This is a genomic window from Bacteroides finegoldii DSM 17565, assembly GCF_000156195.1.
Classification (GTDB): Bacteria; Bacteroidota; Bacteroidia; order Bacteroidales; family Bacteroidaceae; genus Bacteroides; species Bacteroides finegoldii.
This window is the reverse complement of sequence record NZ_GG688318.1, coordinates 79,359-100,963: the sequence shown is the minus strand read 5'-3', so window position 1 is coordinate 100,963 and position 21,605 is coordinate 79,359. Positions and strand designations below refer to the sequence as shown.

Annotated in this window: 19 protein-coding genes; 8 read left to right on the top strand and 11 right to left on the bottom strand. The window is 43.6% G+C overall.

Annotated features, from left to right (window positions below):
* Window positions 1-85 precede the first annotated feature (85 nt).
* The 7 genes from BACFIN_RS16810 to BACFIN_RS23825 form a co-directional block, all read right to left on the bottom strand.
* Window positions 86-1,906 carry an FEKKY domain-containing protein gene (locus BACFIN_RS16810; RefSeq protein WP_007748983.1) on the bottom strand — a complete coding sequence of 607 codons (1,821 nt, stop codon included), beginning with the start codon at window positions 1,904-1,906 and terminating at the stop codon, window positions 86-88.
* A gap of 101 nt (window positions 1,907-2,007) precedes the next feature.
* Window positions 2,008-3,249, bottom strand: a complete 1,242-nt coding sequence (locus BACFIN_RS16815) for a serpin family protein (protein ID WP_007748978.1) — start codon at window positions 3,247-3,249, stop codon at window positions 2,008-2,010.
* Window positions 3,250-3,319: 70 nt separating this feature from the next.
* Window positions 3,320-4,162: a hypothetical protein gene (locus tag BACFIN_RS16820; RefSeq protein ID WP_149923474.1), complete on the bottom strand. Its 843-nt coding sequence runs from the start codon at window positions 4,160-4,162 to the stop codon at window positions 3,320-3,322.
* 19 nt (window positions 4,163-4,181) lie between these two features.
* Window positions 4,182-5,270 carry an immunoglobulin-like domain-containing protein gene (locus BACFIN_RS16825; protein WP_007748975.1) on the bottom strand — a complete coding sequence of 363 codons (1,089 nt, stop codon included), beginning with the start codon at window positions 5,268-5,270 and terminating at the stop codon, window positions 4,182-4,184.
* A 128-nt stretch (window positions 5,271-5,398) separates the two neighbouring features.
* Window positions 5,399-6,847: an energy transducer TonB gene (locus tag BACFIN_RS0219415; protein ID WP_192909827.1), complete on the bottom strand. Its 1,449-nt coding sequence runs from the start codon at window positions 6,845-6,847 to the stop codon at window positions 5,399-5,401.
* Window positions 6,848-6,852: 5 nt separating this feature from the next.
* The gene (locus tag BACFIN_RS16830) at window positions 6,853-8,061 is read right to left on the bottom strand and encodes an energy transducer TonB (protein WP_230325641.1); all 1,209 of its coding nucleotides are present in this window, start codon (window positions 8,059-8,061) and stop codon (window positions 6,853-6,855) included.
* Window positions 8,062-8,349: 288 nt separating this feature from the next.
* Window positions 8,350-9,435, bottom strand: a complete 1,086-nt coding sequence (locus tag BACFIN_RS23825) for an immunoglobulin-like domain-containing protein (protein ID WP_007748962.1) — start codon at window positions 9,433-9,435, stop codon at window positions 8,350-8,352.
* 232 nt (window positions 9,436-9,667) lie between these two features.
* On the opposite strand from BACFIN_RS23825, the gene BACFIN_RS16840 reads away from it, so the two are divergent.
* Window positions 9,668-10,177 carry a hypothetical protein gene (locus tag BACFIN_RS16840; RefSeq protein WP_007748958.1) on the top strand — a complete coding sequence of 170 codons (510 nt, stop codon included), beginning with the start codon at window positions 9,668-9,670 and terminating at the stop codon, window positions 10,175-10,177.
* Between the two features lie 23 nt (window positions 10,178-10,200).
* The gene (locus BACFIN_RS16845) at window positions 10,201-10,728 is read left to right on the top strand and encodes an outer membrane protein (protein ID WP_007748956.1); all 528 of its coding nucleotides are present in this window, start codon (window positions 10,201-10,203) and stop codon (window positions 10,726-10,728) included.
* Window positions 10,729-10,820: 92 nt separating this feature from the next.
* On the opposite strand, the gene BACFIN_RS16850 is transcribed toward BACFIN_RS16845, so the two are convergent.
* Complete coding sequence (locus BACFIN_RS16850; RefSeq protein WP_007748954.1) at window positions 10,821-11,687, bottom strand: PepSY-like domain-containing protein; 867 nt, start codon at window positions 11,685-11,687, stop codon at window positions 10,821-10,823.
* Window positions 11,688-11,759: 72 nt separating this feature from the next.
* Window positions 11,760-12,437 (bottom strand): MIP family channel protein, encoded by a 678-nt coding sequence (locus BACFIN_RS16855; RefSeq protein ID WP_007748952.1) that lies wholly within the window; start codon window positions 12,435-12,437, stop codon window positions 11,760-11,762.
* Window positions 12,438-12,898: 461 nt separating this feature from the next.
* On the opposite strand from BACFIN_RS16855, the gene BACFIN_RS16865 reads away from it, so the two are divergent.
* From BACFIN_RS16865 to BACFIN_RS16890, 6 genes are all read left to right on the top strand, one after another.
* On the top strand, window positions 12,899-14,032 hold the full coding sequence (locus BACFIN_RS16865; protein WP_007748946.1) for an OmpA family protein: 1,134 nt from the start codon (window positions 12,899-12,901) through the stop codon (window positions 14,030-14,032).
* An 86-nt stretch (window positions 14,033-14,118) separates the two neighbouring features.
* Window positions 14,119-14,757 carry a porin family protein gene (locus tag BACFIN_RS16870; RefSeq protein WP_032839225.1) on the top strand — a complete coding sequence of 213 codons (639 nt, stop codon included), beginning with the start codon at window positions 14,119-14,121 and terminating at the stop codon, window positions 14,755-14,757.
* Between the two features lie 258 nt (window positions 14,758-15,015).
* A complete protein-coding gene (locus tag BACFIN_RS16875; protein WP_032839222.1) occupies window positions 15,016-15,789 on the top strand; it encodes a DUF1295 domain-containing protein in 774 nt (257 codons plus the stop codon).
* Window positions 15,790-15,835: 46 nt separating this feature from the next.
* Window positions 15,836-17,080, top strand: a complete 1,245-nt coding sequence (locus BACFIN_RS16880; RefSeq protein WP_032839166.1) for an NADH:flavin oxidoreductase — start codon at window positions 15,836-15,838, stop codon at window positions 17,078-17,080.
* Window positions 17,081-17,095: 15 nt separating this feature from the next.
* Window positions 17,096-17,977, top strand: coding sequence for an SDR family oxidoreductase (locus tag BACFIN_RS16885; protein WP_007748934.1), 882 nt, complete (start codon window positions 17,096-17,098; stop codon window positions 17,975-17,977).
* 110 nt (window positions 17,978-18,087) lie between these two features.
* Window positions 18,088-18,519, top strand: a complete 432-nt coding sequence (locus BACFIN_RS16890; protein WP_007748931.1) for a hypothetical protein — start codon at window positions 18,088-18,090, stop codon at window positions 18,517-18,519.
* Here the strand turns inward: BACFIN_RS16890 and BACFIN_RS16895 are convergent.
* A complete protein-coding gene (locus BACFIN_RS16895) occupies window positions 18,496-19,221 on the bottom strand; it encodes a TraX family protein (RefSeq protein WP_032839219.1) in 726 nt (241 codons plus the stop codon). The two genes, BACFIN_RS16890 and BACFIN_RS16895, sit on opposite strands and share 24 nt — an antisense overlap.
* 12 nt (window positions 19,222-19,233) lie before the next feature.
* Window positions 19,234-21,570, bottom strand: coding sequence for a type IV secretory system conjugative DNA transfer family protein (locus BACFIN_RS16900; protein WP_007748924.1), 2,337 nt, complete (start codon window positions 21,568-21,570; stop codon window positions 19,234-19,236).
* Window positions 21,571-21,605 lie beyond the last annotated feature (35 nt).

Sequence of the window (21,605 nt, the reverse complement as noted above, 5' to 3'; positions counted from 1 at the left end):
GGTTTTTCGGTAAAGATACGTATTTTGACGAAAGACGGATAATGGATGGGCTGATTTTATTTCAGATAAACGACAATCTATCCATCTATTTCATCAAGACAGGCTTATCATCCCAGGTATACCCGATAATGATTACATCTGCTTTAGGGGATTTTTTCATGTTATCCAGCCAGAATAGGATGCTGAGAGTGCTTTTTCCGGGGCGTAAGACAGTGGGTACATTCCGTAGCGATTGAAAAACTTGCATCACTGACTTTCGGAATGCACGGGGTACTTGGTTGAGTACCGTAGCATGGCTGATATAGCCTTCCGGGGTCACAGTATATTCCACCTGTAAAACACAACCCTTGTTCCTTTTTTGCTGAGCAACGGGATATTTACATTTCCTGCTCAAAGTCTTGATAAGCCAGTTATAATCATGCAGTTCGTTCAGAGACTGATCCAATCCGAAGATGCCGGGAGGTACTTCCTTACGCCATTCCTGGCCGAACTTTTTATCCAAATACCGGAAAACTTCTTCGTTGTAAGCAGTCAGCAGATGGTTGGGAATACTCAAATGACAAGCCAGTTTACCATCTTCCTTCAAAGGAAAAGAACTGATATACGTAACCCCATATTTTTTCCAAAAGGGATGCTTCCTTATAACCTCTTCTTTTCCAATAGGAATGATGAGCTTCAGATTGGGTTTTCCTTTGTCTATGTATTCACGAGATAGGGTCGGTGAGCAATCATATTTTTCTATATATTCATACCACAGAGGAAGCGTAAGTCGCAGCGTATCACATTGAAATGGTATAGTAACAAGAGTGTCGCATGAATTTAAGCCGACAAATTGGGCAACTAACTGATACTTTCCTCTTTTCAAATGCTCTATTTTGAATGTACCGGTAGAATCAGTAAGCCAACCTTGAAACGGCTTTTCATCCATAGTCAAGTATGAAGCAATCAGTGGCCTCTTTGCAACATCGTAAGGAAGAATTTGCCGCACTTCTTCGCCATAGACTTTGCCTATGAGCGTGTATTCCGTAGTATCATTTGCTTGAGTGGACTTTAGCTTGTCTTCCCAAATGGTAAGTACAAAATCCTTAAATTCAATCGTGTACTTTCCGTTGATAAACAACACCTCCCAAGGATAAATGCTCTTCAGTACTTCTTTAAATGCTTTTGCCAAAGGATGATTCTTGTCATCAATGTTTTCCCGTTTTGGACGAACGGACATAATCACTACATCCAAATCCACCAGACAACCATCCGAATTGCATTGCATATTATTTACCCAAAAGGTCATGCGTTTCCCTTTGTATTCCGGAAAGCAATGCCAAGGAAAACGCCGGATAATTTCATCCTGAGCATGCTGTATTTTCATGCCAGCCCGTAGGGTATTATGGTAAGTCCGGCAGCTTTCTATACGACCGTGTTGAAGCACCATCACTTGCTCCGTTTCTAGGTTGCGGTCGAAGCCGCTGTGTACATAACGCACCAGCTCACCTTTCCCGGCACGAAGTTCTCCGTTGAACCAGCGGGCACAGATTTTTCCGTCTTGATAATAAGGTTGAAACACTTCTTTCAACTGGTCTGGCTGATAAGTGAGGGAATACTCTTCTTTTTTCTGTTTATCATAGACACAGACTTCCAAATGATGCAGATACAGATGAGATTGCTGCACTTCCCAATAGGCGGTATAGCCTTCCCAATTGGCGGTAGTAATGCAATGGTTGTCCGGCAAAAATTCCATCAACCGATGAAACAGAACAGAATCCCTATTGATGGGCTTGGCCAACAATTCCCATTCTTCTCCCTGCAGATAGATGAAATCACCAGACAGTCCGGTAGCCTTTCCTTCCCAAGGAATAAGAAGGAAAATGATAGCTGTCATCAGACTTTTGAAAAATGTAGGTATCTTCATGTCACGTTCTAATGTTGAGGATTATACAATACGGATGCTATAGATAAGCTTTCTGCTTGCTAAAGTTATTTTTTCTCCCTTGCAATGCTCAGTATTTCAGATTACAGAATATCCATCATCTTTCCCATAAACAAAATTAAACCTGTTTTATTTTCATGGATAACTAATAAGAATGGACGATTGACATGGAATGGATAAGGTGTAATCTCTGGCACTATTGATGATTCAAAAACAACATTTGCAATAGTCGCTGCTGCTGCAACTGTGCCTGTTTCCGTTACTTCCAATCGGGTAAATTGTTCGATTTCAGAAATGTGGGCAGGTATATCTGTCATACGTGAAAAATCTGCACAATTTTCATTAAAAGCATCATGGATGCCCATTTTCTGGAAGGTAGGAATGATGTCGGATTTGTAATCCAACTTGATAGAAGGTAATTTGAGGTCCAGCATACAACTTATACTATCCGATGCAGACAGCCATGCTTTCCAATTGGCTTCACTAAATGTGTCTATACAGGAGTCAATGGATACACCTTTCTTGGGAAGAATTACTGTCATGGCATACGAATCGTTTCCGTAAGGGAGAGTAGCCATTTCAAACAATTCCGCTTTATGAAAAGCAAACCATTGATCAGACAGGTGCATCATGCTGACCGGATGCTTCTTTCCACCCACAGGATAAAAGTATTCCTGCCGGGTTTCAGCCGGATCAAAAGGGAAAATCCATCCACCTTTGAAGAACAACGTATTGATGAGAATACAGTTACCTTGTGCTTGATCCAAGATGTGAGGAATACGCCCTTGCGTTTGTTCCTTTGCCCATCGGTTGATAATGCCTGTTGATTTCGGTTCAGAAAAATCCAGATTCTGTATTTCTGCAAGAAAATACTGCTGGTTTATTTGTTGAAAGGAATCCTTCACAGGTGATTTGTCATGAATCCAGATGGAATTGGCTGACTGAAAGACAGTCGTAGAATCCAATCGAGGCAGATTGCTTATCAGTTTTAAAAAGTAGTTATTGGCCAATGAAGGCTTACTCTTAGAAACGGAAAGTACCGAAGCTATTTCTTCTAATGTTTTTCCTGCAGCACCATTGGCAAGCATCCCTAAATTGAATTGGGCACTCAGAGGAGAAATGAAAAAACTTTGTCCTTTCTCCTGTTCATTCATCTTCTGAAAAAAACTGCAAGCAAAGTCATTACTGATGGATACCATAGGCATCTCTTCCTCCGAAAGCTCCAAGGAAGATAACTCTACAAAAGGTTTGTGGGATAAAGTCTGTTGGCAGCTGATAAGGATGCACAAACTAATTCCGGTAGCAAATAGTAAGAAGCTTTTCATATCACGTTCTAATTTTAATGGTTGCACAATACTGTATTTATCCTGAAGATAATCTTTCAGCCTGTCAAAGCTATTCTTTCTTCCTTACAATGCTCAATGTTTCAGATTCGGGATGCATGACATACTTGCCATTGTAGCAAATCACTTCCCATGGATAGATGGATTTCAGGGTTTCTTTTAGGGCAAGTATGAGAGAGCGCTGTTTGTTCTCTGCCAATAAGGTGTCCGGCTTCGTGTAGATGTTATAGACAGATACATCCAACAGCTTCCCATCAGATGTCAGTTTGAAATCTCTTACACTGAACACGATATGTTTATCCTTGTAGTTGGGAAATTGGCTCCACGGAAACAGGCGGCTAAGTTCTTCATGTGCCTCTATCAGTCGCATGCCTTCCCGCTTATCGTTGTGATAGACTTGAGTGCAGAACACTTTCCCTTCCTGAATGGTCAGGATACATTCTGTTTCAAACATACGAAGGTATCCGTCGTGAATGTATTCGATTACTTTCCCTTTGGCCATCCTGAGTGTACCATTGAACCACCGGGCATGGATTTTGCCTTTCCGGTAATAGGAACGGAACACTTGTTTCAGCTGCTTGGCTTCGAGTCTGACATCGGCTTTTGTATCGGTCTCAAAATCGATGCAGTACAATAGCAGTTCACCTTTCTCAATGGCCCACGTAGCTGTATAGCCGCTGCTGTTGGCCATAGAACAGCAGATGTCATCTGGCAAAGACCAGTTTAGTGTCTGGGCTAAAACAACATCCTTTTCAATGGGTTTGTCCAGCAGTATCCATTTCTCCCCTTGGAAGAAAATCCATTCTCCCAGCTGTGCACTGCTCCAAGCCGATAAGGGTGTCAGTAGCAGGGTCGTAAAGAATACAAATCGTCGAAATGCAGATAGCGTTTTCATCAATGGATATCTTTTAGGGTTATTGACCGGACGTTTCTTCATCAGCTGAGGTTTCAAAGGTTGCTGAATTGTCCGAGTTTTGTGTGATGGTAAGATGGATGGGTATTTTTAATTTCTTGGTCTGTTTCCACTCTTTCTCATCATTACTCAGGCGGAATTCGGTCATCATTTGTATTCTTGTGTGGGTGTCCAATATGGTAAGGTGATAAAGGAGACGATAGCGTCCCGGCTTGTTCGGATGCACCTCTGGATAAAGGGAAGCTGTACGGATACGATATTCGCCTAGTTGAACAAGGTAACCCACACTAAAGAAAAAATTGTCGGTAGGCAATTCTCGCCATATGCCTTGTTCGTCCTCGTAAGTAATGCAATATTCTTCTCCACACATGATATTTCGATTGCTCTGGTTGATAAGCACAAAGGATGCTTTTGAGGTTTGTGTGGAATAAACCGGGTATTCCGGCCTTAGTGAAATGCCTAAAGTGTCAGAAACACCCGTTTCAGAATGAGGCATTGGTGATTCAGGTCCTTCAAAAGATACTGCCGGTGAATCGATGATGTGCTTTCTGAAAGCTTGTCTGGCAGCAGGAGTATTCAATTTGAAAGACACTAAAGCGGTATGATTGCCCATTCCCCAAAAGTCCATGTTGGATTTCAGAGGTCCATCGGGTAGCCTATGAAACCGGTTGCTGATAGTGTCCAGGATGCTCCTTAGTTCTTTTTGGGTAAAGGTATGCTCTGTGTCGGCTTCCAGCCGGAAGGCACCGCTCCCAGCGGACGCTTCTAGAATGCGTCTGGCTTTGGCAGTGTCTCCTCGTATCTGAAAGACGGGAAGAGAATCTTCGTAAAACATTCCTTCTACGAAGTCAGGGCATCGGGGACTATCCAAGAAAAGCCCTATGGTATCCACACCGTAGGCTCTGTTTAATGCTTCAATCACTTGCTCACCTGCCTCTTTTTGAGTGATAGCCGGTTGTTCTGCTTTATCAGATAGAACGGTTGAAGTCGATTGGCATCCCGTAAACAGGGCGCATAACAAAAACAGACACACGGAAAATCCATTGCTGTTAGGGTGTGATTGAAACGGAATATGTCGAAATGCTTTCATAACTTGTATGTTTTGAGATTCAACTTATGCCATAGGGCTACCTTCGGAATGCTTGTCAGCAAGGATAACTGACTCGCTGAAAGATGAATGTCGGATAGACCATTTTTCCATACGTCATTTTTCGCCTGCTATTCGATTCTGAATTCAGCCGCCATATACCACTTTTGCCGAGATCCGGAAAATCCGATATCCTTGATGACTCTGTAAGTTCCGGGACGGTTGTCATTGACCAATGGACGGAGCCTTGCGGTAAAGGTACGGGTATGCCCTTTCTCCAAGCTATATCCTATATCAGTCCACGCCCCACCATTGTGCAAATAAATCCATTGTTGCCCTTCTTTGCGGACAATCCAATAATCCTCTCCAAAGAACAGACCTTTGGGATTTTCGTTTGTAAGTTGAACCGTAATAGTTTCTGTTCCTACGGGATAGACCGCTTTTTCGGTCTGCATGGTTACTTGCAGGGTGTCAGAAAAAGAAGGCTTGTCAAATACTACGTTCTCTACAACCTTTCCATGACTGACCGCTGAATAGCTGACCACTTTTCGTCGAAACATTTCCTGATAACGAGGGGTGTTGTTCATCAAGCCCACAAATATGGTATCCCCGTCATCATGTACTATCCAAGTAGTACTGATATTATGGGCAACCGTGTCGCACGGATTAACAGAGTTCTTGTCCCAATAATCATCAATCAGTTTCCTCAATCTTTTCACTCCTTTTCGGTCCACCAGTTCAAATTCGGCATACGCTACTTCGCCGCCATTAAAGGTCTTATAAATCCGATAGTTACCGGGACGGTTGGGTATTTCAGAAGTGTACAGTTCAATAGTTTGCAAACGAGATGGGTGGTAATCGGGATGCAGCATCCAAAGCATATCCTCGATAATAGGATTGGTGGGTAAAGGTTCCCATTTCTGCAGGCCTTCATTATAGAAAGCGAGACTGTATTCATCTCCGCACGTATACATTCTATGGGAATGGTTATGGATAAAAACGTTCACCTGGGTAGCAGACAGCGGATAATAGGCAAATTCCGTAGTCATGGTCAGTGAATCCGGATTCATACGTTTTCCGGATGGAATATCCTTCGGTATCGGCTGCAAGCCCAAAATGGTTGGTTCAGATACTGTGCTGTCTTCCTTTTTCTTCGGCTCCGTCTCTTCAAGTTTAAAAAGAACCGGCACTATATATTTCACCTTTACGGGCTTTCCCTTCCATGTTCCCGGTTTCCATTGCGGCAACAAGCGGATAATACGTAAAGCCTCTTTATCCAAAGAAGGCTCCACGCTCTTCAACACATGTGGCTGCGTCACATTCCCCTTTTCATCTACGATAAACTGAACGATGACTCTTCCCTCAACTCCTTTCTTTCGTGCTTCTTCCGGATATTGAATGCTGTTTTCTATCTGCTTCATTAAATTCCCTATGCCTCCAGGATACTCTGAATACTGGTCTGGTAGGTGATAAATAGAATCCTTTGCGGAAATCGGAGCATTCCCCGCTGTCTGTTGTCTGGATTTGTTGGCGCATCCCACCAGCAAAACACAGAGCATAGTTATGAATAGTATTCTCATGACATTCATTTTAGTTCAAATTTGATTGGAAATGCATATCTCACTTTGAGGTTCACTCCATGCTGATTCCCCGGCTTCCACTTTGGCATAATCGAAACAATGCGAAGTGCTTCTTCACATAATGCAGCATCCGCACTTAAAACAGGGTTGACACTGCGAAGAATTCGAGGCTGGGTCACCGTTCCATCTTTATCAATCACCACCTGCATGACAATTGTGCCTTCCAGTTTGCTTCGCTTGGCAGTCTCAGGATATTGTATATTCTGTCTGATAAATTCCATCAATTTGGGCATACCACCCGGAAACTCAGGCATATGCTGCACAACATCAAACACATCTTCTTCGTTTGGGAGAAACTCATTACCGGAATCATTGGCAGGTCCTATAGGAATAGGTCTTTCTCTGGTTGAAACCTGCTGTAAAGTGTAAGCTTCAAACCATTGATATATGTTGTAAAAGCAAGTCTCATCTTCATCATAAACTCTAATTTTCAAGAGGTAATCACCCGGCTGAGCATTCTTCGGTAAATCAATCCCAATCTCGGCTTCCTTCCCTCTTTCCACCTGAAGGGCCACAGACTCTTTGTCTATGTTTTTACCGTATATCTCATGTAATTTTCCTTGCTTATCCTCGCGATAAAAAATGTATTCACCTTTATACGTAAGACAATGGCTTGTACTGAAAATGGTTACATAAACCTTATCGTTTGATAAGGAGTTTAAAATAACTTTAACGTCTTCACTTTTGCTCTTGATTTCCTGATGCGTCCGATTGTCCAAATGAACCTGGACCACTCCTTCTGTATCATCCACTAAGAAACCCCATTTTACTGAGGGTGATTTCTTGATAACTGAATCGAAATTTACGGGAGGAATATACTCAATTTCTACAGCTCCCGTATCATTCGGATTACGCTTGGGACCATCATCAACAAGCACAATGGAATCCTCAATACGGAAGGTTACAGGAAAAACGTATTTTACTTTCACAGTCTCTCCATTCAGTTTCCCCGGCCTCCAGTCTGGCATCATTTTTATAATGCGGAGGGCTTCTTGGTCTAACAGGGGATGGACGCTGTATGCTACTTTAGGCTGTACAACTTTTCCGTCGCGATCAATTACACTCTCTACCCAAACTTTTCCTTCTATTTTTTTGTATACGGCAGTTGGAGGATATTGAATGTGAGTCTGTATGTATTTTACAACTTCATCCATACCGCCCGGATATTTAGGCCGTTCTTCCAATATAGCATGGATTTCTTTATTGGAAGTCTTCAAATTGGAATATAACAATATAGTTGAATCCACCACTACAAGGGAAGTATCTATTGGGATGGCAGAACATTTTTTCGTCTCTGTTTTCTGTCGTTGCTGGACGCAACCGATTGAAAGAAGGCAAAAGACAATCAAAAATACAATACAGCTTCTCATAGGCAAAACAATTTATGAAAACAAAGATATTTCGAAAACATACAATATTCGTAAGATGTTTTACATCAACGTTTATCGGGGGTAATTTACATATTCCACGCTGATTACATCGGAAGAATCACGGACAGCTTCTTTGATATCTGCCAGCCGGAATTCAGTCATAAGCATGATTTTCTGTTTTTTATCGCTTAGTTCTACCTCATAGAAAAAACGGTATCTGCCCGGTGGGTTGGGCAGGACATTCGGGTTGAGGTCAGCTTTAAACAGAAACTGTTCGCCAGACTGAATAACATAGGCAATACAGTTGAATATCGTATGTATAGGAAGAGTCCGCCAGACTCCACGCTGGTCTTCATAGGTAATATGGTATGAATCTCCACACTCTATCTCGTGCTCGCTCTGATTGAATAGTACAAAAGTGGCGGTACGAGCCGTGTATGGGTATGCAGAGAATTCAGGATATAAATGGATGCCCAAAGTATCGGAAGTGTATCGTTGATTGTTGGGTGTCGGTTCTGTGCCCCCTTCAAAACGGATAGCAGGTGAATCCATAATCTTCTCACGAAAAACGGCTCTAGCTTCCGGCGAGTTTAAGCATAATTGCACGACAAGATGATTCCCTATTACGCTCCATGCCTGTATATTGCCGTCTAAACGAGTGCCCTTTATTTCTGAACGCGCATATCGTTCTCGCAGTTCATTCTGTATCTTTTGCAGTTCTTGCTCTGTAAACACAGAATCCTTTACACTCTGAGTGGCTACTGGAAGATGGCAGATTGTGTCTTGGGTATGAACGGAAACTGTTTGAACGCCTTGAGTAATCGAAGTTGAATCACCCCTTACCGCAGACTGATTGTTTCCGGACGGTTTACTGCTACATCCTACAAGTAACCATATCAAGAGAAAAATCAATGCCATTCCCAAGGCTAAATAAAGCATCGCCTTAAAATGGGCAGCCTTATCCAGCTCTTCTTTTTCCAAAGTTTTCCGGCGGATATCTTCCATTTTTTCCATCGTCATCAAAGAGAGGTCAGTCTCTTTTCCTGTATCTAATAACCGGTGGTAGGTGTCTGTTAACCTCTCCCGATTCCGTTTGCGCAGCTCCCGATTTTCTTTATCGCGTTGCAACATGTCATTGATGCATCCCAAGGTTCCCATAAGCCATATTTTACAATGATTCTCAAAGGTAACAAATAGAATTAGAAATCAGCTATCCGTTCTTATAAAAAAGCACTGCTTGGCTAATTTTACCCATCATTCCTGTCAAAAATCTGCTTTGAAACATCTTTTTGACGAAAAAATCAACAAATGATTGTATTTTTTCAAATGCAATGCATTATCTAATGATTTTATAGTACCTTTGTCCACAATTTTACCAATCATTTGTTTTATGAGGAAATTTTATACTTTACTATTGCTCATGGCTGTTTCTTGTTCCATCTTTGCACAAGACAGGCTATCCTTGTTCATCAGCAGAGCTAATAAATATGCCTCTGTGGAACTGTCCGACTACCGGAAGCGATTGTGCGTAGAATATAACACGCGCGGCAGTCTTCTGGATGACTATTACAGACAGTGTGGACGCGACTGGGGTAATGTTGGTTTAGCCCTTGAAATAGCAAGGACTTCCGGCAAACACATGCGTGACATCTGCCATTATTATAAACGCTATCGGAAATGGAATCGTGTCTTGATTGAAATTGGTATCAGACCGGGAAGCCATTACTACAATCCTTTTTATGACAGGATTGATTTCCATAGCAGATATTGGCACAAACATTATTGTTCCTATTGTGACCATCACGACAGATATCATCACAAAAAATACAAGAAATACAGGCGTCATAAATGGGACGACGATGATGATGATGATGACGACTGGGATGATGACGATGACTAATTTTACACAAAATACATACCAAAATGAAAAAGATTTTATTTTTAGCAGTTTGTTTTTTGATGCTTGTTGGCAACACTTATGCACAAAAGGGAAAACAAGCAATCGGGTTCGGTTTAAGTTATGGAACAGAAATTGAGAGTGTTGGTTTGGGACTGAAATATCAGTACAATATCACCAACCCTATACGTTTGGAACCTTCATTGAACTACTTCTTTGAAAATGACAACGTCAGCATGTTGGATGTAAACTTGAATTTCCACTATTTGTTTCCTGTAGCAAGCAAAGTGAAACTTTACCCGTTGCTTGGTCTGACATTTTCCAATTGGATGTTTGACTGGGATAATGATTTAGATGTGGATATAGACGGAAATCACGTCCATATAGATGGCGATGACGACAGCGACAATGAATGCCGGTTTGGCATGAATATTGGTGGTGGAGTTGATTTCGCAATAGCTAGAAACTGGATGATGAACTTTGAGTTCCGCTATCAATTAGTCAGTGATTTTGATCAGGCTGTATTCAATCTTGGATTTGCTTATCGTTTTTAAATTAGCCGTACTTGTATAATCAAGAAAGAGCCTTTTACTGGAATGCAGCAAAAGGCTCTCTTCTTTTATTGGAATTGAGTATAACATGAATCTTATTGTTTTAGTGTACCGTCTTCTTTAAATTCAACTTGAATGTCAGGTTTTCCATCCATTTCCAATTCCACAATATAATAGGTACCTGTAGGAGTCACCACCTTTTCTGCTTCCTCATCATCCAGTTCATAGCCAGCATGTTCTTTTACGGCATTTTGTGCGGCAGTCTTTACGACATCAGGTAAAGATACATACTGCACATCCTGTGAAGTGGAAACCCACGCATAGGATGCTGTAACGTCAAAGCAAACCTCCAACTTGGCAGACTGCAAAAGGACATCTACTTCCAGTAGTTTGGAAACAGGATCCACTTCAACCTCCAATAATTTATAACCGGCATACTTCTCATTCAGTAACTGAGCTACAGTAGCAGGAAGTTCAGAAGGTAAATAGTTGAACGAATCATCGTCTTTATCAGCTACTTCCTTCAACAGATTTCCATTGACATCAAAAAAGAGATTCAATTCCTCCTTGCCTTTTTCGATTTCAATCACATATACTTTCTCCATGCCCTTACGCTCAAGCATATCCACATCGTCACGCTTCCAACCCTCATATTGAGTAAGTGCTTCAAATGCTTGTTTAACCGGTGCAGGAAGAGCATCGTAAGCAATGTCCGTTTCTGTCATCAGCCAAACTCCATTTGCATCAAACCAGGCTTCTTTTTCTGTATTGTCTTGATTGAAAGATGCAACATGATTAGTACCTCGCGTAGACCAGTTATGGGCTACGTTGCCAAATTCATTGGTAAAAGCTTTCTCCAGTTGTTCTGAAACAGGAGCATCCTCATCGTCATCATCACAACTTTGTATTGCGAAGCTGAACAGGCCCAAGGCCAACATTATAAAATACATTTTCAATTTCATAATCGTTCAATTTTAAATGTGACTAATCGGTTCGTTCATTCTATTTTTAAATACCCAATCCTATCTACATTATCAATTTTGTTTGTCGGCAAACACTTTCCACACTCCGGCACTCAATGCAGCACCGATGAAAGGTCCGACGATGAATATCCACAACTGACTTAACGCTTCCCCACCTTGGAAAATGGCAGGAGCTATACTACGGGCCGGATTAACCGAAGTTCCCGTATAGCGAATGCAGGCGAGATGAACCAGCACCAAAGAAAGACCGATAGCAAGTCCTGCAAAGTTGCCTGCTCCTTTCTTTGCATCTGTTGTACCCAACACTACCAATACAAAAACAAAGGTAAAAACTATTTCCGCCAGCAAAGCTCCGGTTACGGAAACACCTTCCTGACAAGCATTGGCTCCCGTGCCGACTAGTCCGGAATTGGAAGTCAGCACCCACAAAATAGTTGAACCGATAAAGGCGCCGATTACTTGAAACAGCATATACATACCGGCATCCTTTCCACTGATACGTCCCGACAACAGACAACCCAGTGTAATAGCCGGATTGATATGACAGCCGGAAATACCGCCAATAGCGTAAGCCATAGCCACGACAGCCAGTCCGAAGGCAAGAGCCGTACCAACAACAGTAGAAGCTAAATCAGGGTTAGCTGACGTACACGACAAACTGACCGCCGTACCACATCCCATAAGAACGAGAACCATCGTTCCCAACATTTCAGCAATGTACTTTTTCATGTTTCTTAATCTTTAATTAAACTATACTATAAGGTTTGTTAGAAATAGGTCATTTTACCTATGTAGCTTGCAAATGTATAAATAAAAGCAAAGACACAAATCTTTTTCTTGGGAAATATGACCATAGCTTGTGAAAAAGTAAGCAGATGTTTTGAATTCCATCCGATTCCATGTTCTACAGCACATTCTTTGGGAATTAAGGATACGTGATAATCCGTCACAGCCATACCATGAAGAACTTCACTCCGATTATCTGAAGATGAATACCAACGACCTCCGTATGTCCAGCAATATCTTCATCGGATTTTCCCAGTGCCCCTATGAATAGATCCCATAGAGAGCCAAAAGATTGGTTTCGTATTGATTTATGTTTAATATTTGTTAATTAAAAAGCCTTTCAATAACAACGGATTGTAAATGCTGCTAATATTGCAGCCCTAAACTTTTAACAACTCATTCTTATGAAGAAATTTATTGCAGTAATTGTAGCTTGTCTTACTTGTAGTGGCATCTATGCTCAAAGAGCTTACGAAGGAGCCAACTTGGGAGATAACTGGTCTATTGGCATCCATGCCGGTGTTACCACTCCATTGACCCACAGTGCATTTTTCCCGAACATGCGAGCCACATGGGGACTGGGAATAGGTAAACAGCTCACACCCTTTTTCGGTATGGGTGTGGAAGCCATGACCAGCATCAATACGACTGCCAGCAAAACGGCATTTGACAACACCAATGTAAGTTTATTGACCTCCGTCAATCTGAGCAACCTATTTGCAGGATATTGGGGAACACCCCGATTATTCGAAATAGAAACCGTAGCCGGCCTCGGTTGGCTGCATTATGCCCAAAACGGTAACGGAGACCGTAACAGCATCTCCAGCAAACTGGGACTCAACTTCAATTTCAATTTAGGTGAAGCCAAAGCCTGGACCATTGGCATCAAACCTGCCTTGGTATATGATCTGAACGCATGTGGTGAACGAAACGTAGGATTTAACGCCAACCGGGCAGCCTGGGAAATTACAGCCGGTCTGAAATACCACTTCCGTTGCAGCAATGGCAAACACCATATCTCTTTTGCCAAACTGTATGACCAGGCAGAAGTGGATGCGCTGAACGAGCAGGTAAATAACCTGAGACAAACCAACGTAGATCAAGAAGCCGAACTGACTGCTGCCAACCAACGAAATGCTGAATTGGAACAACAGTTAGCCGACTGCAAGAATCAGGGTCCGGTTATCGTAACAGATACCATCACCAGCCACAAGAAAACATTGGAATCTGTGGTAACCTTCCGCCAAGGAGGTGTCAGTGTAGTAGCTTCTCAGACCCCTAATGTGGAACGTATTGCGACTTACTTGAAAAATCATGAAAAGGCTACTGTATCCATCAAAGGATATGCTTCTCCGGAAGGAAAGGCCGAAGTAAATGCCCGTATCGCTCAACAACGTGCGGATGCCGTCAAGAGTTTGTTAGTGAAACGGTATAAAATAGCCGAGAACCGGATTACAGCCGAAGGACAAGGTGTAGGAAACATGTTTGAAGAACCAGATTGGAATCGGGTAAGCATCTGCACCATCCATGAAAACTAATCCGCTTGGAAGCTACATTGTGTGTGAAAGTTCGGACATGCCAAGTGTCCGACTTCTTTTGATTGAAACTTAAAATGAACATAATCATGAAAAAAAGTATTTTAACTGTCTTGTTTGCGTTATGCTGCACTATCGGATTCGCCCAAGTCTCCTTTCAAGTAAAAGCCGGTCTGAACCTGAGCAGCTATATTGGTGAAAATTCCGACCATTCCAAATTCAAGCCCGGAGCACGCATCGGAGTAGGTATGGAATACCAGTTTACAGACCTTATTTCTCTGCAACCTTCTCTCTTCTTCTCACAAAAAGGGGCCAAATACTCCAGCGGCTATGAAGGAACCGTCGTTGATGCCGATGCAGACGTAAAGATCAACCAACTCTATCTGGAACTTCCTATCAATGTACAGTTCCGCTTTAACCTTGCAGACAACACCAATCTGGTCATCGCGACCGGTCCTTACCTTGCTTGCGGTGTAGGTGGTAAGACTAAATTTGACGGAGGAGCTTCTATTGGCGGCATTGCAGTCAATGGAGGAGACAAAGTCGACACTTTTGGCAGCGACGGCCTTGACTACAATCGTTTTGATGCCGGATGGAATATCGGATTAGGGGTAGAATTCGGCAAGATTCTGGTCGGTCTCGATACCCAGCTCGGTTTCTGCAAAGTGAAGGACGGAAATGCTCCACATAATGCCAATATCGGTATTACTTTGGGATACAAATTCTAAGCTACTTTTAAATAACTCTGTCCGTGAGAGTCTGCCGCTGAAAAACGGCAGGCTCTCTTTTTCGTTATATCCTTATACAAAAGGCTGTATGCTTTATTTCTTCCGATAACAATTTACTGGATTCAACACCCAGTCAAAACAATCCGGCAACCATACAAAATATAGCCAAAATCATAAAATTCAATCATAAACATTCGTGTTACAGAATATTTTTGTACTTTCGAATTTATCATGTGTAACCCTTTTCTACGAATGATGATGACCATGGAAATTTTCAACTGTTTTTTAATCGCTATGAGCTTTCTGGCCTTATTGGTTTTTGTAGCACTCTATTTTGTCAAAGCAGGCTACGGCGTTTTCCGTACGAAATCATGGGGTATATCCATTCCCAATAAAACAGCCTGGGTTCTCATGGAAGCCCCTGTTTTTTTCGTTCTGTTTTACTTGTGGATTACAAGTGAAAATCCATTTTCCATTCCTGTTCTCATTTTTTTCCTACTCTTTGAACTACATTATTTCCAACGTTCCTTCATCTTTCCGTTTCTAATGAAAGGCAAGAGTCGGATGCCATTGACCATTGTAGGAATGGGAGTTGTATTTAATGTACTGAACGGCATTATGCAAGCCTTAGGCCTGTTCTATTTACCCGTTACAGATACGGTTTATTCAGGTGGGTGGCATTATTTTGTCTCACCACATGCCATTCTTGGAATGCTACTCTTTTTCTTAGGAATGGGCATCAATCTTCATTCAGATTATGTGATACGACATTTACGGCAACCGGGGGACACTCGTCATTATTTGCCTACCAGAGGAATGTTCAAATATGTCACTTCAGCCAATTATTTGGGAGAACTCATAGAATGGATTGGTTTCGCGTTGCTGACAATTTCTCCAGCAGCAGGTGTATTTGTATGGTGGACTTTTGCCAATCTGGTACCCAGAGCTCATGCCATCCATCAACACTACCGCAAGGAATTTGGCACGGTAGCTGTAGGAAAGCGAAAGCGAATCATTCCGTTTATCTACTGAATATCCATCTGATAAAATTCTTCAAAACACATAAAAACTTGCCATCATGACTACATCCAAATTGTTTACACCAATCACTATCGGGCCGCTGACGCTGCGCAACCGCACCATTCGCTCCGCTGCGTATGAAAGCATGTGTCCGGGACATCGACCTTCAGAAATGTTGCTTCAATACCATCGTTCGGTAGCGGCGGGAGGAGTCGGTATGACTACCGTGGCCTATGCAGCAGTAACCCAAAGCGGCTTGTCGTTCGACCGCCAGCTTTGGATGCGTCCTGAAATCATTCCCGACTTGCGCCGGCTGACTGATGCCATTCATGCCGAAGGAGCAGCTGCCGGCATACAACTGGGACACTGCGGCAACATGTCGCACAAAAATATCTGTGGCTGCCTGCCCGTAGGAGCTTCCGGTGGTTTCAACCTATATTCCCCCACGTTTGTCCGCGCCCTGCGAACCTCAGAACTGCCCCAACTGGCACAAGCCTACGGACGTGCCGTAAATCTAGCCCGGGAAGCCGGCTTCGACTCAGTGGAAATTCATGCCGGACACGGCTACTTGATTAGCCAATTCCTGTCACCGGCTACCAATCATCGCAAAGACGAGTTCGGAGATTCCTTGGAAAACCGGATGCGCTTCATGGACATGGTAATGAATGAAGTCATGAAAGCCGCAGGAAACGATTTAGCCGTATTCGTAAAAATGAATATGCGTGATGGTTTCAAAGGGGGAATGGAACTGGAAGAAAGTCTGCAAGTAGCCAAACGTCTGGAAGGATCTGGAGTCCATGCCTTGGTCTTGAGCGGAGGATTTGTCAGTCGGGCACCCATGTATGTAATGCGTGGTGAAATGCCCATCCGAAGCATGAGTCATTACATGAAATGCTGGTGGCTCAAATATGGCGTTCGACTGGTTGGCAAATGGATGATTCCAGCTGTGCCTTTCCAAGAAGCCTACTTTCTGGAAGATGCACTGAAATTCCGGAAAGCCCTCCATATGCCTTTGGTTTACGTCGGCGGTTTAGTGTCGCGGCAAAAAATCGATGAAGTACTGAATGATGGCTTCGAGGCAGTGCAGATGGCTCGTGCTCTCTTGAACGAACCCGATTTTGTAAACCGTATGCGAAAAGAGGAAGATGCTCGCTCAGCATGCAAGCACAGCAACTACTGCATTGCCCGGATGTACTCCATTGATATGGCCTGTCACCAACACCTGTCTGAAAAACTTCCTCCTTGCCTGCAGAGGGAAATTGAAAGAATCGAAGCCCAATCAGAAAAAAGACAAATCGAATAACACAAGGAATAAAAGATGAAGAATTGTATTCAGCCGAAATGTCATCAGAAAGGCCACGGAAAATTGGCAGTGATTACGGGAGCTGACGGAGGAATGGGCATGGAAATCACTCGGTATGTAGCTCTGGCCGGTTTTCGGGTGATAATGATATGTCACCACCGGAACGAAGCGGAAAAAGCACGCCAAATCTTAATAGAAGAGACAGGTAACACTGCCATTGAAGTATTGGAAGCCGATTTTTCCTCGCTTAAATCGGTGGCTCAAGCTGCCGAACAACTGTTAACACGACAGGAATGTATCACTCTGCTGATGAACAATGCAGGTACACTGGAAACAGGACGTCATCTGACTGAAGACGGACTGGAACGAACTGTTAGTGTAAACTATGTCGCTCCTTATCTACTAACGCGGAAATTGCTTCCCTGCATGGAGAAAGGAAGCCGCATTGTCAACATGGTATCGTGTACCTACGCCATCGGACACCTGGACTTTCCCGATTTCTTCACCCAAGGGAAGAAAGGCCGATTTTGGCGCATTCCCGTATATAGCAACACAAAGTTAGCACTCACCTTGTTTACCTTCGATTTGGCTCACCGCTTACAAGAACGAGGAATCCGAGTAAATGCTGCAGATCCCGGTATCGTATCTACTAATATGATTACCATGCATCAATGGTTTGATCCGTTGACCGATATTTTCTTCCGTCCTTTTATCCGTTCTCCCCGCCAGGGAGCAGCTACTGCCATCCACTTGCTGCTGGATGTTGAAGCTGATTCTTGTACAGGTACCCTTCAAGCCAGTTGTCATCCTTGTACGCTATCTAATCGGTATGCGCAGCATAGCAAAACAAAGGAACTTTGGGATTATACAGAAGCAATCGTAAAAAAATGGTTATAAATCATCAGACGATATTAAAATTATTTTACAACAAATGAGAGAGTTGAAATACTTACTACAATAGTCATTACAGAGTATACAGGTTCAAAAATAGCATAGAAGAAAATATTATGGCAAAGAAAAAACATCATAATAATAATCAAGGGGTTGCCTATGTGGAAGTGGAAAAGGATTTTGGTATGTGGAAGAATTATATGCAATATGGCCTCCAATACGATACAGTTAACGACTGTCCTCTCATCCCTGGTGAGACCAGGATAGTGGAACAACTATCTTTTAAGAAACTGTCCGCAGACACTAAAGAACTACTTCGCACAGCGATGGTCGATTTGGTACTTAACTATTGGCAGAAAGAAAGACTGATTCCAGAAGGAAGCACTGTTAAGGAGTTTAGAAATGTAGCCATTAAAGAAGTTTACTACATTTCCGGGCAATATGCCAAGGACAGTGATGAGTTGAAACATATGCTGAACGAGTGCATTATTCCTACCATCAATAAGGAACTAAGGAAAGAGAAATCAACAGTACAAATAGAGAAATAGCGACTTTAGCAGTTGTATCAAGAGTAAATGCACCGGATAGAAAGCATAAAACCCATACTTCACCACTTGACCATGGATAAAGCCTCTTGTCCCATTATAACAGGCAATCACGAGGCAAGCCAGTAAAGCGCCGACTATCCCATAGTGCATCATCAGCGGAAAGGAACAGATTATCTGCGCCTTTCTACCCGAGGGAAAAGAAGGATTGCTGACGTTCCCGAACAGGTAGAACACTACCATCATCAGAATCCCTCGCCACTCGTAGTCCACTCCGGACCAAGTGGCGAAACAAGCAATAGAAAGGATGACAGCCCCACAAAGGATGTCATCCTTTTTCATTGCCTCGAAAGCTGCCAGTGCCATTACACCCAGTGCCAGGGTGAAGAGTACATTGTGCGTCCCATCCGCTCCATTCAGCAGGTACCAGGGCAATTCACTGATTACGGCAAATCCCAGCAGTTGCAGAAAGTACTTCATCCGGTTTCGGGTATGCTGGAAGCCCTCTGCTATGAGGAAGGCGAACACCGGAAAGGCAATGCGACCGAAGCAGCGCATGACCTCGTAAAAGAGTGTTCCGTGCTCCATCAAGTAGTAGGCACAGTGGTCTGCTACCATCGAAAGAACGGCAATGACCTTCAGTGCGCTACCACTTAATGGAGGCAAAAGGCTTGAATGTTTATATGCTGATTGTAAGGATGCCATTATACTAATCATTTATGCCATACCCAGCAGTTCCTTGACCATTTTCTCCACTTCATCGTTCACCCGTTTGAAATTTCGGTTCAGCATGATTTCCTTCTCGCGGTCGTTCTTGAACTCATAGATTTTCGGCAGCGGTACATAGTGGTCCTCTTCGTCCTTAATCTTCTTCATGTCGAAGTGCGTCTTGCAGAAGTACTTCGTGGTCTTGAACTCCTCCGATTGCTCGATATCGAAGTGGTTCAGCATGCTGTCGTCCGTAGCCGTGAAGTCACGGGCAGCCTGACCCGCCAGCCAACCGGTCGCCATGTCCGCAATCTTGGCAGCAGGCACCAGGTAGTCCATCTTCTCGGAGATGGTGGTCGATACCTTGTTGTCATTGATGGAAATGGACCGGGAAGTCTGCTTCGCCTTGCCGAACACATCATTCTGCGCCCATTCCAGGGTTTCCTTGTTACGGGCAGCACCCATGAAGATGTTACCGCAGGTCGTAATAATCTTCTGCATGCCCACTTTGCCGTAGTCCGCTTCCAGCTGCGGCAATTCCTGAAAGCCCAAGGTCACCGCCACCTTGTTGGAGCGAGCCGTACCAATCAAGCGGTCTATCTTATGGAAGTAGAGCGTAGGCAACTCATCCACAATGATGCTCACCGGGATATTTCCCTTGGAGTTTACACGGGTAATGAGTCGGTTCAACACCAGTGCATTCAATGAACCGATGACCTGTTCCTTCTCCGGGTCGTTGGCAATCACCAGATAGCTCGGATTTGCTTTATCAGAAATCTTCAAATCGAAGTCATCCCCCGTAAACACCCAGTAGGCCTCGGGAGATACCAATCGGGCGGCATTGACACGAAGGGTACCCACCATACCTTCCAACTGGTCGTTTGCCTTGTTCTCGTAGGCACTCTTGAAGGGAGCCATGAGGGAAGCTATCTTGTCATCCTGCATCAGAATATTGAATACTTGGTCGTAGGGTCTTCCCAAAAAAGAAAGTACATGCGGCATGTCCGAATACTCCCCAGTGATGGTGTCCGGTTCTACCTCCTTGCCGTCTTCATCCTCGTACCAGCAGCGTTCTATGTGAACTTGTTTACCCGTCCGGTCTAAATACGAGAAGCCGTTTAAATCCACAAACATCCGGTCTTCATCTGTTGACACGTCGTTTCCGTCTTTGTCCACAAAGTCCAGGATGATGTTTCCCTTTGCATCGAGGGCATGGTAATCGTCCCAGTTCCGTATCACCAGTTCCAGTTTATTTCCCTCGGGTATGACTACTTCGGAGTCTGGTGCCAGGGAAACGTAGCGTTTCAGCTTCTTGCCATTCTTGAAGCCCACCGGATGGAAGTTCACAAAGAAATAGATGATGGCTGCCAGAAAGTTCTCTGCCGAGTTGGTAAAGAACGCTTCCGAACCGCCTTTCTTTTCACCGCCTCCCTTGTTCAGGGAAGCCAGCAAAGTAGCTGCCGTTTCCGAAGCTGCCGACAGGTCAGGAATGTATTTGCGCTGAATCGGATTGATACGATTGGAGTATTCCACATCGGTGAAGTTCACGATTCTAAATCCGCAGTTTTCAGGCAGTTTCTTCAGTTTCATATTCTTGCAATACTGATAGAATAGCGTCTTGGCCAATGTCGGAAACTTGAAGTCATATACCATCATAGAGAACCCTTTGGCAGCGTGTTGACGAATGAAGGGATCGATAATGCCGAAGGACTTACCCGAACCCGGCGTACCCAGTACAATCGTCCCACGGAAGGGATTGATGATGTTGATCCAGCCCTTGTGCATCTTCTGCTTCCAGTAGTAAATCATCGGGATGTTTACCGAATAGTCATTGGCTACCAGAGCCTCCGACTGCTGGAACGATTCGTTCTCGAAGTTGAAGCGGTCTTCACCCACCTTGTAGTTGTAGTACTTGGCGATGCCGTCCAGTCCCTGATGCACCAGCATGGTACCTACGACCGAGCAGAGCGCGTAAAGAATGCGGTTGGCCGGGAAACCGAACCAGCTCATGCCGATATTCATGCCGTGAAAGATAAAGCACATGCCGACTAACGTCAGACCTGCCAATACCGGATAGATGACCATCGTCTTCACATTGAACTTCAGCGCCTTCTTTGCCTTGGTTCCGATACAGACTACACAGATGCAGATCAGTTCTGCCACCTTGCAGCCCGACACGGAGTTGAACACCTTGAATCGGGCCAGAAGGTCCAGAATAAACTGCGTGACACGGTTATCCGCCGTGATGGGAAGATTCATCACAATCTCGATGATGAGAAAGATGTAGATGCAACTGCGGAAGTAGTTGTACATCTGTTGCTGTTCCCGGGTTTCTTCGAATGCCATAACACCTATCTATTAGAAGTACACGTTAAATGATG